Source organism: Arthrobacter sp. YAF16 (assembly GCF_052113385.1).
GTDB lineage: Bacteria > Actinomycetota > Actinomycetes > Actinomycetales > Micrococcaceae > Arthrobacter.
On record NZ_JBFRDC010000001.1, the window covers coordinates 510,171 to 525,129 of the forward strand.

Sequence of the window (14,959 nt, forward strand, 5' to 3'; positions counted from 1 at the left end):
CCAGGTGAGCGCCGAGGGCGGCAGCCGCTACTTGCGTACGGGTCGCACTAGTCACGGGTTTTGATACTCGTGTGCACAATGGCACACGGGTCTAGGCTGCGGGCCATGAAAGCAAGCCTGCGTCTTCTGATCAGCATCACCTGGCCATTGCTCCTGGCCGCGGGCATCTTCGCCGCCCCGGCGCAGGCCGCACTGCAACCGGCGCCGTGTGGGTCCGGTGTTCGCGACTTCACCTGCGACGGCCGTCCGGACCTGCTCGCGCAGGACAGCCACGGCACACTCTGGCTTTACCCCAACGACGGGGACGGCCATCTGAAACCGCGTATTAGGTCCGGCACGGGGTGGCACTACACCGCCATTCTGGAAGGGGTGGTGCCCGGTCCGGCCCAATATACGGGCGTCTTCGCCCGGGACCGCGAAGGAACCCTCTGGGCGATCCCGAGCAACGGCCACGGCGGCTGGCTCAAACGGATACGCACCGGCGGCGGCTGGAACCAGATGACCAGCATCATCCCCGCCTCACACGAACCCGCGCTCCTGGCAATCGACCGCTCCGGCACGCTGTGGCGGTATCCGTATGAGGTCCGATCGCACAGCATCCACTGGCTGACCCGCCAGCGGCTCGGCGCCGGATGGGCCGGACACATGCTGGTCGCCTCGCGCGGGTACAACGACTCGGACTTCCTGGCCCGGGACACGCACGGCACGCTCTGGCCCTACTACTTCACCTACGACAGCCACTACGGGCCGCACGTCCACCGGTCGCCGTTCAACTACGGTTCCGGCTGGGGCAAGTACAGGAGCATAGTCGAGGACGGTGACTTCGTGAACGTGGACGGGTACATCGACTTCGTCGCCACGGACACCCACGGCGGGCTGTGGCTCTACGCGAGTGAACGCGGACTCAAGCACCGCGTGCAGATCGGCCACGGCTTCAACGGCTACACCATCGGGTAACTACTACGGGACCTGCCAGGTTCGGCGGTCCGGGTTCCGCCGTTTGCTCTGTCACTTATGGCTGTTCTGCCGCGCCCATGACGGCCCGAAGTGATAGCGCAACGCGCGCTCGAATGGCCACGTACCGGGTGCGGGGACGGGGCTCGGTGGGACAGAATGGGACGATGACGCGAATCGCAATCATCGGCGGCCACGGAAAAGTGGCTATGGAACTGTCCGGCATCCTCTCGAAGGACGGGGCCGAGGTGACCTCCATCATCCGCAACCCGGACCATCGCGACGACGTCGCCGCCACCGGCGCCACCCCGTTGGTGCTCGACGTGGAGAAATCGACGACGGCGGAAATCGCCGAAGCGTTGAAGGGCCACGACGCCGTGGTGTGGTCCGCCGGCGCGGGCGGCGGCAGCCCGGAACGCACCTACGCCGTGGACCGGGACGCGGCCATCCGGTCGATCGACGCCGCGGGCGACGCCGGCGTCCGGCGCTACGTTATGGTCTCCTACCTCGGGGCCGGGCCGGACCATGGCGTCCCCGCGGACAACAGCTTCCACGCCTACGCCGAGGCCAAAGCTGCCGCGGACGCCCACCTGCGTGGCAGCGGCCTGGAGTGGACCATCCTGGGCCCGGGAGCCTTGACCGACGGCCCCGGCAACGGTCTGCTGGACGTCAACCCCACCGATACCTCTGACGGAACCGGCACCTCGCGCTCCAACGTGGCGCTCGTCGCCGCTGCGGTGCTGGGCCTGCCGCAGACCGCAGGGCGGACAATCGAGTTCCGCGACGGAACCCTGCCGCTCGCCGCGGCCCTCGGTCCCGTGAGCTAAACCGGCGAACTGGACCCGTGAGGTAGTCGGCCGGGCCGGCCCCGGCGAACCAGTGCCCCGATAGGGTGGTGGGGGCGGCTGGCGCGTCGATGGCCGGGGACTGGTCGCCGTCACCCCGGGGAAAGAGTGCACATGGACCAGCTGGCCCTCATCATCGGACTTCTTCTGGCCACCGTGGTGGCGGTGGGCCTGGGCGACCGGCTCCGCCTGCCATACCCGGTCCTGATGCTGATCCTCGCCGCGTCGCTGACGTTTATCCCGGGCTTTCCGGAGGTGGACATTCCGGCGGAACTGATCCTGCCCATCTTCCTGCCGCCGCTGCTCTTCGCGACCGCGCAGCGCAGTTCCTGGGCCGTCTTCCGGGTGCGCTGGCGGACGCTGCTGATGCTCGCCGTAGCGCTTGTGGTGGTTTCCACCGCCGTCGTGGCAGGCGCCGCCTGGCTCATGATCCCGGGTATCGGCATCCCGGCCGCGATCGCCCTGGGCGCCATGGTGGCCCCGCCCGATCCCGTGGCGGTGGACTCCATCGCAGGCAGGGTCCACATGCCGCGCCGGCTCATCACGGTCCTGCAGAGCGAGGGCCTGTTCAACGACGCGGCCGCCATCGTCATTTTCCAGGCGGCCGTGGCGGCCTCCGTTGCCGGCAGCAGGGTGGGGCCCGACGTCGTTCTCCAGTTCGCCGTCGGGGCGGCCCTTGCCGTCGGCGTCGGGATCGGGATGGGCTGGCTCACGCGCCTCATCACGCGTCTGGTGCACTCGATGGTGGCCCGCAGCGCGGTCACGCTAGTGGTCCCGTTTGCCGCCTACATCCTCGCTGAGGAGGTGCACGCCTCCGGCGTGATCGCCGTCGTCGTCACGGCCTTGGAGATCCAGCGGCATTCACGGCCGCAGGAGGCCGCCGAACGGGTCACCCGCACGGCGTTCTGGGATGTGGTGGAGCTGCTCGCCACGGGCCTCGCCTTCGGGCTGGTGGGCCTGGAGATCCGCCAGGTCATCCACGACGAGGGCACCGCGGTGATCGGAATGGCCGGAACAGCCGCCGTGGTCTGCGTGCTGGTTTTCGCCGTGCGGTTCGGCTGGCTGGCGATGATGTCGGGCCTGGCGCGGAGCAAGAAAAACACGCTGCGTCCCACCTCCGCGAAAGAGGTCTTGATCCTGACTTGGTGCGGCATGCGCGGCTTGGCCACCCTGGCGCTGGCGCTGGCCCTCCCGGCCACGCTGGCCGACGGGACCCCGTTCCCGGCCCGCAGCGAGCTGCTGGTGATTGCGTGCGCCGTGCTGCTGGCCACGCTCGTGCTGCCGGGTCTGACATTGCCGTGGCTGATGCGGGTCCTGAAGGCCTCGGAGGACGGGTCCGTGGAGCGCGACGCCGCCCGGCTGCTGGCCTCCCGCGCGCAGCAGGCGGCCATTGCGGCGCTGAAGGACCACGAGCTTATGAAGGAGCTGCCGCAGGAAAAGGTGGCCCTGGTCAAGGAGAAGATGACCCGGCTGCACGCCGAACTCCTGGACGGCAGCCTGCGGAACGAGAGCGTCACCGAAAAACGCAAGCGCGGCCGCGAGCTGGCCATTGCCGTCCAGACCATCGCCCTCGACGCCGCGCGTCAGGAGGTTGTGGCGGCCCGGAACGAACCCGACATGGACCCCGAGGTCGCGGACCGGGTGCTGCGGCAGCTGGATTTGCGCACCATGATCATGCCGGAGTGACGCACCGCCCCACCGTTAAGTCCGTTACTTACGGACGACCTTGACTCCCGTCGAGCTGTAGATCATGGAGCCGCCCTGGAACGGCACCGTCCGGTAGCCGTTGTAGGCCACAGCTGCGCCGAGCGGGTAGCCCAGTCCGCCGGACTGCCAGCCAGCCAGCCGCCAGGCTTCCCGGTAGGGCTGGCCGATCATGTTCGCGCCGGTCGCGGCGGTGTAATAGCTGTTGCCGGTCTGGAAGGGCTGGTAGCAGCCGCCACCCCACAATCCGCACTTTTCCGGGCCCGTGGGGTACCCCACGCCCTTCTGCCATCCGGCCGCACGCCAGGAGTTGAAGTACCGGCTGGTGACGGCGTGGGCGCCGGACGCTGCGGAGTAGTAGATGTTGGACTTTTCGAAAGGCTGGTAGCAGCCGCCGCCGTAGAGCCCGCAGCTGGGAGCTCCGATGGGGTAGCCGATGCCGGGCTGGAGTCCGGCCGCCGTCCAGGCTGTGGCGTAGACGCCGCTCACGGCGTGGGCACCGGTGGTGGGCGTGTAGTAGACGTTGCCCTTTTGGAACGGCTGGGAGCAACCGCCGCCGGCGAGCCCGCAGGCGGGTTCGCCCGTGGGGTAGCCGATGCCGGGCTGCCAGCCGGCTTCCCGCCAGGCGTTCCAGTAGGCGCCGGTGACCGCGTGGGCGCCGGATGCGGTGGAGTAGTAGATATTCCCCTTCTGGAAGGGCTGGTAGCAGCCGCCGCCGTACAGCCCGCACGCCGGTGCGCCGGTCGGGTAGCCGATGCCCGGCTGGAGTCCGGCCGCCGTCCAGGCTGTGGCGTAGACGCTGCTCACGGCGTGGGCGCCGGTGGTGGGCGTGTAGTAGACGTTGCCTTTTTGGAACGACTGGGAGCAGCCGCTGCCGGCGAGCCCGCAGACGGGTTCGCCCGTCGGGTAGCCGATGCCGGGCTGCCAGCCGGCTTCCCGCCAGGCGTTCCAGTAGGCGCCGATGACCGCGTGGGCGCCGGACGCGGTGGAGTAGTAGATGTTCCCCTTCTCGAAGGGCTGGAAGCATCCGCCGCCGTAAAGTCCGCAGCTGGGTGCCCCGGTGGGGTAGCCGATGCCGGGCTGCCAGCCGGAGTCCCGCCAGGCGTTCCAATAGACGCCGACGACGGCGTGGGCGCCCGACGCTGTGGAGTAGTAGATGTTGCCCTTTTGGAAGGGCTGGTAGCAGCCTCCGCCGTACAGGCCGCAGCTCGCGGTCCCGGTGGGGTAGCCGATGCCCTGCTGCCAGCCGGCGTCCTTCCACCCGGACATATAGGTGTTCGAGACGGCATAGGTGCCCACGCCCGGGGTGCTGTAGACCACGCCGCGCTGGAAAGTCTGGTGGCAAGTGGTGGTGGCCGCCGCGCCGTACGGGCAGGTCACGTCGCTGGTGCTGTAGCCCAGGCTGGTTTCCCCGCCGGCCTGCAGCCAGGCGTCCCGGAACACTCCGGTCACGGCGTTGGCGGCGGTGATGGTGATGGCCGCGGCGGTAGCCGAGATGGAATCAATCTTCACCCGGGTGCCGGCATGGGTGCTGAAGGTCTGGCCGGCCTGCCAGGTTTGGCTGGGGTTGTAGTACCCGGAGAAGGGTCGTGAGTCGGGCAGCAGGATCAGCGAGCCCGCCCCCAGTTGCTGGACAATCTTGACGCCGCTGTTGAGGTTCACGGCCTTCGCGGTGTCGTAGCTGACCGGCAGGCGCAACTCGAGGAAATAGACTTCGCCGCTCACCGGGTCGGTGAACTTCACGGCGCGTCTGGCATCGGTGCCGGCCCAGGCCTTCAAGGTGAATTTCTTGACGTCCTTGAGGATCCCGGCGTCGAGAACCTCGTCCCCGCGGCCGAATCCTCCATAGGTCCAGAGGGTCGAGCTGATGGCGGGCTGGGTGGTCTGGGAGACGCCCATCAGGTCCAGGCTGTCGCCGTATTCACGGATGCTGCAGGTGGAGTCGGCGAACGTTCCGTCCGACTTGGTGGCGACGTCCTGCGCGCCGCTGCCGCACTGCAAGCTGTTGGCGTGCATCAGGCCCAGCACGTGCCCGAATTCGTGTGTCAGCACGCTGTTGGTCAGGGTGGCCGGGAGCGGCATGATGACCCGCCCGCTCGTGCCGCTGTAACTCCAGCCTGCGCCGTACGCCCCGTCGGAGAGCGTGGGCGTGGACACGAAGACGACGAGTGCGGTGTAGGGATTCGGCGTCCACTTGAGCTCGGTGGCGATGGTGTTCATCATGTCCGGGTAGCGCTGCGTCGAGGTGGCCTTGCTGGTGCGGCTCTCCACCGTCGCCACGCTCATCGACAGGCGGCCGTTGGACATGGTCTTCCAGTAATTGCTGCTGGTGGTGATGGAGGCCTTAGCCGCTGTCTGCGAGATGGTGGCCTTCTTGTCGGCCAACTGGACCAGGACGAGGCGAACCTTGATGTCACCCTGGCGGGCAAGCGAATAGGACTCCGTGGACAGCATGCCCGCGCTGGCCGTGGCCGGTGCCCCCTTCACGCCGGCCGGGGGCGGATTCTCAAAGGTGTGTGCCACAAAGGGCTCGCCCGAGTTTTCCGGGGGCAGCGATTCGACCGTCGTGAGGGACGGGCTGGTGCCGGCAGTAGCGGAGGGGGTCGGCGCCGGCTGGACGGCGTCCGCGCCCGGAGCCGGGGCTTCCGCGGTGGGCGCCGCCGTCGGCGTCTGTGTTGCCGTCTGGGTGGCGGTCGCCGTCTGCGTTGCCGCGGCCGGAGCGCTAGGAGTCGGTGTTGCCGTGGCGGTCGCGACAGGTGCCGGCGTCAGCTCAGCGTGTGCAGGTGCCGTGCCGGTTGTTGGGACCGACGCCAGGGCAAGGACAAGCGCGGCAAAGAACGCGGCCTTCATCCGTAAAGAGTTCACGTTTATCTTTCATGAGACCGCCGCCCGGCCGACGGGTCAGCTGGACGGCCGCAAGTGACCAGAGTGACGCCAGTCTACGGATGAGAGAGAAGAATAAAAGGAAACCTGCGTCAAACTTTCGACTTGGGTATCCAATCGTTGCCGAATCTTGAGATTCGGTTCCTTGGAAAAGTGGCCTGCTTGGGCGGCCGTCAGCCGGCCAGTTCCACTTCCAGGGCGTTGGCCTCGACGAAATCCAGGGCGTGCCGGATGGCTCCCACCGTAACGATCTTGTCGCCCAGCGGCGAGACCGTGACACGCGGGGGAGTGGCGGTGAAACGCGGCAGCGCGGCGGTGATGCCGGGCACCAGTGCGCCGGCCGAATCCGCGACGGCGCCGCCGATCACCACCTGCTCCGGGTTGATCAAGCTTGCGATGGCGGCGATGACCCGGGCCATCCGCTCCGAGAGCCGGCCCAGGATCGCGAGGGCCGCGGCGTCCCCCGCGGCGGCGTCCTCAAACACGCGCCGGGCGCTCGCTTCGCCGCCGTCGGCCGGGCCGCCGCCCGCTGACTGCCACTGCCGGGCCAGGCTCGCGATGCCGTCGCTGGAGCCGACGCCCTCAACCATGTCCAGGAAGCCCATTTCACCGGCGCCGCCGCCGCGGCCGTGCAACAGCCGTCCGGACTCCAGCACGCCCGCGCCGAGCCGCTCGCCGGCCAGGAGCACCACGAGGTCATCCACGCCGGCGCCGGATCCACGCCAGCGTTCACCGAGTGCTGCCAGGTTGGCATCGTTCTCCAGCAGCACGGTCCAGCCGTGGAGGTCTTGCAGGGCCGAGCGGAGCCCGACGTCGAACAGGCTCCAGAAGTGCTGGGCGGCCAGCACATTGCCGCCGCGGTCCACCGGAGCGGCAATGCCGGCACCCACAGCCAGAACCTTGCCCGGGGCCTCGCCGGCGGCCTCCAGCGCCTCTCGGCAGGCCCGGTCGACGACGCCGATCCGCTCCGCGGCGGGGATGTCCGCGGCACGGAAACTCCCGCTGGCGCGGCCCAGGACTGTGCCCCGGAGGTCCGCGACGGCCGCGGTGGTGGTGGCGGCGCCGATGTCGATGCCGAGTACGACGCCGGCCCTCGCCCGGAGCTCGAAACGCCGGGCAGGCCGTCCCTTCTGCGGGTGTCCGGCGGCGGGAGCGTCCTTCCGCGGGGCGTCCAGTTCGCGGATCCAGCCGCGCCGGATCAGGTCCTCGCAGACGGCAATCACCGAAGCCCGGGTGAGTCCGGTTCCCGCCATCAGTTCCGTGCCGGTGGCCACCTCGGTGCCCCGGATAGCGGCAAGCACCGCCTGGGCGTTGACGCGGCGCAGCAGTTGGGGGGTGGCGGCTGCCTGCGGCTTCGGAATCTTGACCTCCCTGTAAGTGCGGACCCATAATTGAACCTGCAATAGATTTAGCTTGTATCTAAATTATCAGACCCGCTTTTGTCAGACACCGCTCCCCAGCCCCGAAGGATTCACCTTGTCGAACACCGCCACGCTGGCAACCCTGTCCGGTTCCGACCTCGCCGCAGACCCCAACTGGTGGCGCCAGGCCTCCGTGTACCAGATCTACCCGCGCAGCTTCGCCGACTCCAACGGTGACGGCCTGGGCGACATCAAGGGCATCACCGCCAAGGTCCCGTACCTCAAGGAACTCGGCATCGACGCCGTCTGGCTCTCCCCGTTCTACCCTTCGGCCCTCGCCGACGGCGGCTATGACGTCGACGACTACCGCGATGTCGACCCCAAGCTCGGCACCCTGGAAGACTTCGACGAGATGTCCGCCGCGCTGCATGCCGCAGGCATCAAGTTGATCGCTGACATCGTCCCGAACCACTCCTCCAACCGGCACGAATGGTTCAAGGAAGCCCTCGCCTCCCCGCGCGGCTCGGCTGCCCGCGAGCGTTACATCTTCCGCGACGGCAAGGGCGAAAACGGAGAGATCCCGCCGTCGGACTGGGAGTCCGTCTTCGGCGGCCCGGCCTGGGAGCGCATCACCGAGCCGGACGGCACCCCCGGCCAGTGGTACATGCACATCTTCGCCAAGGAACAGCCGGACCTGAACTGGTCCAACCGCGAGATCCGCGACGACTTCCTCAAGACCCTGCGCTTCTGGTCGGACCGCGGGGTGGACGGCTTCCGCGTCGACGTCGCGCACGCCCTGACCAAGGACCTCACCGAGCCGCTGTTGTCCAAGGTCGAGCTGAGCGAGGCCAACTCCGGCACCGACGGCTTCGACGACGGCTCGCACCCGTTCTGGGACCGCGACGAGGTGCACGAGATCTACGTCGAATGGCGCGAGGTCTTCAACGAGTACAACCCGCCGCGCACCGCCGTCGCCGAGGCCTGGGTGCACGCGTCCCGCCGCGCCCGCTACGCCAGCCCGGAGGGGCTCGGCCAGGCTTTCAACTTCGACCTGCTGCAGGCCGACTTCGACGCCGACGAGTTCCGCGAAATCATCACCCGCAACCTCGCCGAGGCCACCGAGTCCGGCGCCTCCTCCACCTGGGTCTTCTCCAACCACGACGTCGTCCGGCACGCCACCCGCTACGGCCTGCCCAAGGGCGGCGGACGGCACGCCAAGGGCCAGGACGGCAAGGGCTGGCTGCTGGCCGGCGCCCCGGCCGAGGAACTCGACGTCGAACTGGGCCTGCGCCGCGCCCGTGCCGCGACCCTGCTGATGCTGGCCCTCCCCGGTTCCGCGTACCTCTACCAGGGCGAGGAGCTGGGCCTGCAGGAGGTCGCTGAGATCCCCGACGCCGAACGCCAGGACCCCACCTTCTTCCGCAACAAGGGTGTCGAGATCGGCCGCGACGGGTGCCGGGTGCCGCTGCCCTGGGCCCCGGAAGGCTCCTCCTTTGGCTTCGGCGACGGCGGCGCCCACCTGCCTCAGCCGGCATGGTTCAGCCGCTACGCCGTTGCAGCCCAGGACGGGACCGAAGGCTCGACGCTGGAGTTCTACCGCAAGGCCCTGAAGCTGCGCCGCGAGCTGCAGACCTCGGAGGAACTGGAGTGGCTGGAGACCGGCCGCGCCGACGTGCTGCACTTCCGCCGCCACGGCGGCTGGCAGTCCGTCACCAACTTCGGGGACGACGCCGTCGAACTGCCCACCGGCGAGGTGCTGGTCAGCAGCGGCCCGCTGGACGGCCAGCTGCTCCCGGGCAACACCACCGTCTGGCTTCGGTGAGTTCCGCGCCCCCTAAGCCCGGAGGGTTCCCCACCCAGGAACTGATTTATGGCTGCATGGGCCTGGGCGGCAGCTGGTCGTCGGAACCGTACTCGTCCGCGCACGTGGACGAGGCGGCCGCGGCCGTCGACGCCGCCCTGGACGCCGGCATCACCCTGTTCGACCACGCCGACATTTACCGCAACGGCAAGTCCGAGGCGGTCTTCGGCGAGGTGCTGGCGCAGACGCCCGGCTTGCGGGAACGGGTCCGGCTGCAGACCAAATGCGGCATCCGGCTGGGCGAACAGGGCCTCGATGCGTTCTACGACCTGAGCCGGGACGGCATTCTGGACCGGGTCAACGACAGCCTGGACCGGCTGCGGACGGACTACGTGGACGTGCTGATGCTGCACCGCCCGGACCCGCTGCTGGACCCTGCCGAGGTGGCGTCCGCCGTCGGGCAGCTCATGGCCGAGGGCAAGGTCCGCGCGGTGGGGGTCTCCAACATGTCGGCCCCGCAGATCGAGCTGCTGCAGGACCGGCTCGAGGTGCCTGTGGTGGCCAACCAGCTGGAAATGAGTCTCTCCGCGCGGGCCTGGCTGGAGAGCACCGTGCTGGTCAACCACGCCGAGGGCACGGACTACAGCTTCCCGCACGGCACCGTGGAGCACTGCGTCCGGCACGGCATCACCCTGCAGGCTTACGGCGCGCTCTCCCGCGGGCTCTACACCGGGGCGCCGGCGGCGAGCCCGAGTGCCGCGGAGGAGGCCGCCGCGGCACTCGTCGCGGAGCTGGCCGCGGAGAAGGGCACCACGGGCGAGGCTGTGCTGCTGGGCTGGCTGATGAAGCACCCGGCCGGAATCGCCCCCGTGATCGGCACCGCCAAGCCGGACCGGATCCGGGCCTGCGCCGGCGCCGCCAAGGTGGCCTCGGCCATGACGCGCACCGAGTGGTACCGGCTCTGGATCACGGCCCGGGGCAGCAACATCCCCTAGGCACGCACCGGCCGCGCCGGCCGTCGTGCCCGCCCAACTGGCTCGCAGTTGTTGTCGTTATGAGCGCTTCAAACGACAACAACTGCGAGCCAGTTTCGCGCGCCGGGGTGATTTTGGTCGTATTGGTCGCCCTAAACAGGGGTATTACTTGGCGGCGGGCGGCCCCGGGCGGCTAGCGTAGAGGCATGACCTCTACCACCACCGCCGGGATCGTCCGGCCCCAGCGCAATGTCCCGGCCGAAATCGCCCGCTCCTGGCTGCTGGTCAACGCCATGAAGCCGGAACTCTTCGGCCAGTCGGCGGAGTCCCGCGCGGACGCCATCATCCTGGACATCGAAGACGCGGTGGATCCCTCGCAGAAGGATGCCGCCCGCGAGCACGTTGTGGACTGGCTGACCGCCGGCGGCAGCGCCTGGGTCCGGATCAACGACGCCACGAGCCCCTTCTGGGCCGATGACCTCGCCGGCCTGCGCGGCACTCCGGGACTGCTGGGCGTGATGCTCGCCAAGACCGAGTCCGCGGACCAGGTCACCGAGAGCTACCACCGCATGGACGGCAAGACCCCGGTCATCCCGCTGGTCGAGTCCGCCGTCGGCATCGAGGAAGCCAACCACATCGCCAAGGCCCAGGGCGCGTTCCGGCTGGCCTTCGGCTCCGGTGACTTCCGCCGCGACACCGGCATGGCCGCCACCCCGGAGGCCATGGCCTACCCGCGCGCCAAGCTCGTCGTCGCCAGTCGCGTCGGCAACCTGCCCGGGCCGATCGACGGCCCCACCGTCGGCACCAACCACCCGATCCTGCGCGAGCAGACCGGCATCACCGTGATGATGGGCATGACCGGCAAGCTCTGCCTCGCGATCGACCAGACCAGCGTCATCAATGAGGTCATCAGCCCGACGCCGTCCGACGTCGCCTGGGCCACCGACTTCATGGCCGACTTCGAGGCCAACGGCCGCGTCATCCGGGACGGCTCCGACCTGCCGCGCCTGGGCCGAGCCGAAAAGATCATGAAGCTCGCTGTAGCCTTTGGGGTGCAGCCGGCACTGTAGCCGGTTCCCGGCCCCAGCAAGGAGACCCCGTGACCGATACCCGCTATCTGGTCCACGGGGTCTTTTGGGATGGTCTGCAGCCGGCCTCGCCGGTTCCCGGCCAGCCCGACGCCGGCCGTGCCGTCCTGCGGTTGCAGGACCCCGCGGGTGCGTTCACCGAACTGGTGCTCGACGCCGGTACGCGCCTCGGTTTCCGGCTCGCCTCGCGGGGGAAGCACTGCCTGGGCCACCACAAAGTGCACGGACCCGCGGACCGGGACCACATGGTCTGCCCGGACCGTGCCCCGGCCGCCCGAGGAAAGCAGTGCGGGCCGTGCTTCGCCGTCGACGATTCGCGGCTGATCCATGACTTCCACCGCGGCGGCCGGGTCCCGCCGGGGCTGCGCGCCTACCTGATGCAGCCGCACTGGCTTTATGTCGCGACTTTCGCCAATGGCGCCAGCAAGGTGGGCACCGCCTCGAACCTGCGCAAGTGGCACCGGCTTGCCGAGCAGGGTGCCGTCGTGGCCCGCTACGTCGCCCGCGCCGACGACGGGCGGGTGGTCAGGGTGCTGGAGGATCTGGTCACGCGCGACGCCGGGCTGCCGCAGCAGGTCCGCTCGGCGGCGAAGGCCGCCGGGCTCACCGCGCCGCCGCCCGCCGCAGCACTGGAGGCCCTCAACAGCCGGCTCGCAGCCGGAGTCCGGAACCTGCTGGGCGGTGCCAATACGGACGGCTTTGAGGTCGTGGACGAACGGTGGCTGCGTCCCGCGCTGGCCGACGCGGCCTGCACCCCGGGCGCCCGGCACGCCTACCCCCACGACCTCGGCTCGGACGCCCACGGCTTCCGGCTCGCGTCGCTGAGCGGCAGCGTCGCGCTGGCCAGGCTCGACGGCGCCGACCTTGAATTCGTCGTCAACCTCGGCGAGCTGAAAGCGCGGACCATCGAGCTTGGCGACCACGGCTCCGAGGTCCCCGCTGTCCAGGAGGCATTGTTCTGAGCCCGGGTCCGCCCACGACGGCGGGTGCAGGGGTCCCCGGTAGACTGGCACGGTGCTGAACGAATTCTGGGCCACCGCGTCAACCACCTACAAGGTGCTCGTCTTCAGCGCCATGGGCCTGATCGCCACAGGCATCATCCTCAATCTGGTCGGCAACAACACGGGCAACCAAGGCCTGGCCCTGGCCTCGCTGGCCGTCATCGGCGTCGGTCTCATCCTGCACATCGCCGGGATCGTGGTCCGCGGCCAGACAATCCGGAAAAACCTCAAGCGCTAGCGGCGGCGTTCCGCACCACGTGGCTGCGGGCGTGCTCCACGGCGTCCGGCAGGCTGGCGAACAAATGCTTGTGGTGCCGCAGCGAGCGGATCACGCCGACATTGGTCACCAGGTCCAGATGCTGAGGCTGGACGCCCTTGAGCAGCACCGTGACTCCGCGCAGCTCCAGCGCCGAGATGACGTCCACCAGCGTGTGGGCCCCGGTCGCGTCGAGCATCCGCACCTGCGAGAGCCGGATGATCGCGACCTGGATGTCCTTGACCTGGCTGATCTCCTGCAGGACCCGTTCCGCAGCCCCGAAGAACATGGCGCCGTCGAGCCGGAAGATGGCGATGTGCCTGTCACCGGGTACAGCCGGGCCCGGGATGTCTTCGCGCTGCACCCCGCTGAGCGAGGCGAACTTGCGCAGCGTGAACACCGCCGCCGCGACCAGCCCGATCTCGATCGCCACGATCAGGTCGAACGCGACGGTGATCAGTGCTGTCAGGACAAAGACGAAGGCATCGGCCCGGGTGGAGCGCATCACCGCCGCCACGGTTTGCCGTGAGACCATGCGGGTGGCCGTGACCATCAGGATCCCGGCCAAGACCGCCAGCGGGATCCTGCCCACCAGGCCCGCCGCCAGGTAGATGATGGCCAGCAGCACGAGGGCGTGGACGATCGCCGCGAGCCGGGTCTTCGCCCCGGAGCGGACGTTAACGGCGGTCCGGGCGATCGCGCCCGTGGCCGGCATGCCGCCGAAGAAACCCGCCGCTACCGACGCCAGGCCCTGGCCGGTGAGTTCGCGGTCCGGGCTGTAGGTCCCGGTGGGCCGGCCGTCGGGGCCGACCATGCCGGCGGCCACCCGCGCGGACAGCAGCGATTCGATGGCCGCGAGCGTGGCGATGGAGACGGCGGGCATGAGCAGGCCACCCAGCACCGACGGGTCCAGTGCCGGCATGGACGGTGCGGCGAGGGAATGCGGCAGTGAGCCGATCCGCGGGATCTGCAGGTCCAGGAGTTCGGCGGCCACGGTGGCCAGCAACACGGCGGCCAGGCTGGCGGGGATGGCCTTGTTCAGCCGGGGCAGCAGGAACATCACCGCGGCGACGCCCGCCACGATAGCCAGGGTCTGCAGCACCGTGGGGGCCGTCGCCGTGGCGGCGCTCTCGACGGCGGCCAGCACGGTGTTGTGGCCCGGTACTCCCTCAGTGCCGGTGGCCATCGGCACCTGCTGCAGGAAGATGATGGCGGCAATGCCCAGGGTGAAGCCCTCCACGACGGGCCACGGGATGAACGCGACCGCCCGGCCCAGGCCGCTGACGCCGAGGATGATGACCAGCAGCCCGGCCATCACGGAGACCAGGGCGATGCTGCCGGCGCCGTGCGCGGCGACCACCGGGGCCAGGACCACCACCATCGCGCCCGTGGGCCCGGAAACCTGGACGTGGGAGCCGCCCATGACGGCGGCAACCAGTCCCGCGACCACTGCCGTGATGAGCCCCGCCTCGGCACCCACCCCGGAACTCACCCCGAAGGCGAGGGCCAGCGGCAGGGCCACGATGCCCACCGTGATGCCGGAGAGCAAGTCCGTCCGCCACGACCCGCGCAGCCCGTCGTAGTCGCGGCGGGAGGGCAGGAAGCGGGCGAGGTAGCCCCGGACGCCGCGGGCCGCCGTCGTTGCCGTCGCGGCGGTCACGAGGCGGACCCCTGGAGGTGCGCGACCGGCAGTTCCTGCGCGAGCCGGAGCTGTTCGCCCGAATCCGCCAGGCTGTCCAGCAGGAAGATCCGGGCAATGGCGAGCAGCTCGGCAATCTTCGGGTGGGCCAGCCGGTAGGTCACGGCGTTGGCGGTCCGGACCGAGGTCACCACCCGGTGCCGGCGCAGCGTGGCCAGGTGCTGGGACAGGTGCGAGGCCTCCAGGCCGGTCTCGGCCAGCAGGTAGCTGACCGGAGCCGAGCCGTCCGGGGCCGCCGCCAGCAGTTCCAGCACCCGGATCCGCGCCGGGTGGGCGAGGGCCTTGAACAGGTTGGCCTTGATTTCGTACAAGGGGGTCTGCGCTGCGGAAATCATGGCGGTCCTGCGCTCTCTTGGCCTGCGGACGGGCACCGCCCACACCGTGGATTTATGA

12 protein-coding genes are annotated in these 14,959 nt (G+C 69.5%); 8 read left to right on the forward strand and 4 right to left on the reverse strand.

Features of this window, described 5'->3' with window-relative positions:
• Nucleotides 1-105: 105 nt before the first annotated feature.
• The 3 genes from AB4Y91_RS02435 (at nt 106) to AB4Y91_RS02445 (ending at nt 3,485) form a co-directional block, all read left to right on the forward strand.
• On the forward strand, nt 106-957 hold the full coding sequence (locus AB4Y91_RS02435; protein WP_441416977.1) for a hypothetical protein: 852 nt from the start codon (nt 106-108) through the stop codon (nt 955-957).
• Nucleotides 958-1,121: 164 nt separating this feature from the next.
• Nucleotides 1,122-1,781, forward strand: coding sequence for an SDR family oxidoreductase (locus tag AB4Y91_RS02440; RefSeq protein WP_441416978.1), 660 nt, complete (start codon nt 1,122-1,124; stop codon nt 1,779-1,781).
• A 132-nt stretch (nt 1,782-1,913) separates the two neighbouring features.
• Nucleotides 1,914-3,485: a Na+/H+ antiporter gene (locus AB4Y91_RS02445; RefSeq protein ID WP_441416979.1), complete on the forward strand. Its 1,572-nt coding sequence runs from the start codon at nt 1,914-1,916 to the stop codon at nt 3,483-3,485.
• Between the two features lie 24 nt (nt 3,486-3,509).
• Here AB4Y91_RS02445 and AB4Y91_RS02450 read toward each other — a convergent pair whose 3' ends face one another.
• Both AB4Y91_RS02450 and AB4Y91_RS02455 read right to left on the reverse strand, forming a co-directional pair.
• Complete coding sequence (locus AB4Y91_RS02450; protein WP_441416980.1) at nt 3,510-6,368, reverse strand: M43 family zinc metalloprotease; 2,859 nt, start codon at nt 6,366-6,368, stop codon at nt 3,510-3,512.
• Nucleotides 6,369-6,559: 191 nt separating this feature from the next.
• Entirely contained in the window at nt 6,560-7,789 is a 1,230-nt protein-coding gene (locus AB4Y91_RS02455) for an ROK family protein (RefSeq protein WP_441416981.1), read from the reverse strand.
• Between the two features lie 73 nt (nt 7,790-7,862).
• On the opposite strand from AB4Y91_RS02455, the gene AB4Y91_RS02460 reads away from it, so the two are divergent.
• The 5 genes from AB4Y91_RS02460 to AB4Y91_RS02480 all read left to right on the forward strand — a co-directional run bounded on the left by AB4Y91_RS02460 (nt 7,863) and on the right by AB4Y91_RS02480 (nt 12,849).
• Nucleotides 7,863-9,569, forward strand: a complete 1,707-nt coding sequence (locus AB4Y91_RS02460) for a glycoside hydrolase family 13 protein (protein WP_441416982.1) — start codon at nt 7,863-7,865, stop codon at nt 9,567-9,569.
• Nucleotides 9,566-10,543: an aldo/keto reductase gene (locus AB4Y91_RS02465; RefSeq protein WP_441416983.1), complete on the forward strand. Its 978-nt coding sequence runs from the start codon at nt 9,566-9,568 to the stop codon at nt 10,541-10,543. Before AB4Y91_RS02460 ends, AB4Y91_RS02465 begins: the two co-directional genes overlap by 4 nt.
• 185 nt (nt 10,544-10,728) lie before the next feature.
• Nucleotides 10,729-11,592: an HpcH/HpaI aldolase/citrate lyase family protein gene (locus tag AB4Y91_RS02470; protein ID WP_441416984.1), complete on the forward strand. Its 864-nt coding sequence runs from the start codon at nt 10,729-10,731 to the stop codon at nt 11,590-11,592.
• Nucleotides 11,593-11,621: 29 nt separating this feature from the next.
• Entirely contained in the window at nt 11,622-12,572 is a 951-nt protein-coding gene (locus AB4Y91_RS02475) for a DUF2797 domain-containing protein (protein WP_441416985.1), read from the forward strand.
• 52 nt (nt 12,573-12,624) lie between these two features.
• Nucleotides 12,625-12,849: a DUF3188 domain-containing protein gene (locus AB4Y91_RS02480; RefSeq protein WP_441416986.1), complete on the forward strand. Its 225-nt coding sequence runs from the start codon at nt 12,625-12,627 to the stop codon at nt 12,847-12,849.
• Here AB4Y91_RS02480 and AB4Y91_RS02485 read toward each other — a convergent pair.
• Nucleotides 12,839-14,527 (reverse strand): SulP family inorganic anion transporter, encoded by a 1,689-nt coding sequence (locus tag AB4Y91_RS02485; protein ID WP_441416987.1) that lies wholly within the window; start codon nt 14,525-14,527, stop codon nt 12,839-12,841. The genes AB4Y91_RS02480 and AB4Y91_RS02485 overlap by 11 nt on opposite strands.
• The gene (locus AB4Y91_RS02490) at nt 14,524-14,901 is read right to left on the reverse strand and encodes an ArsR/SmtB family transcription factor (protein ID WP_441416988.1); all 378 of its coding nucleotides are present in this window, start codon (nt 14,899-14,901) and stop codon (nt 14,524-14,526) included. The genes AB4Y91_RS02485 and AB4Y91_RS02490 overlap by 4 nt, the downstream gene beginning before the upstream one ends.
• Nucleotides 14,902-14,959 lie beyond the last annotated feature (58 nt).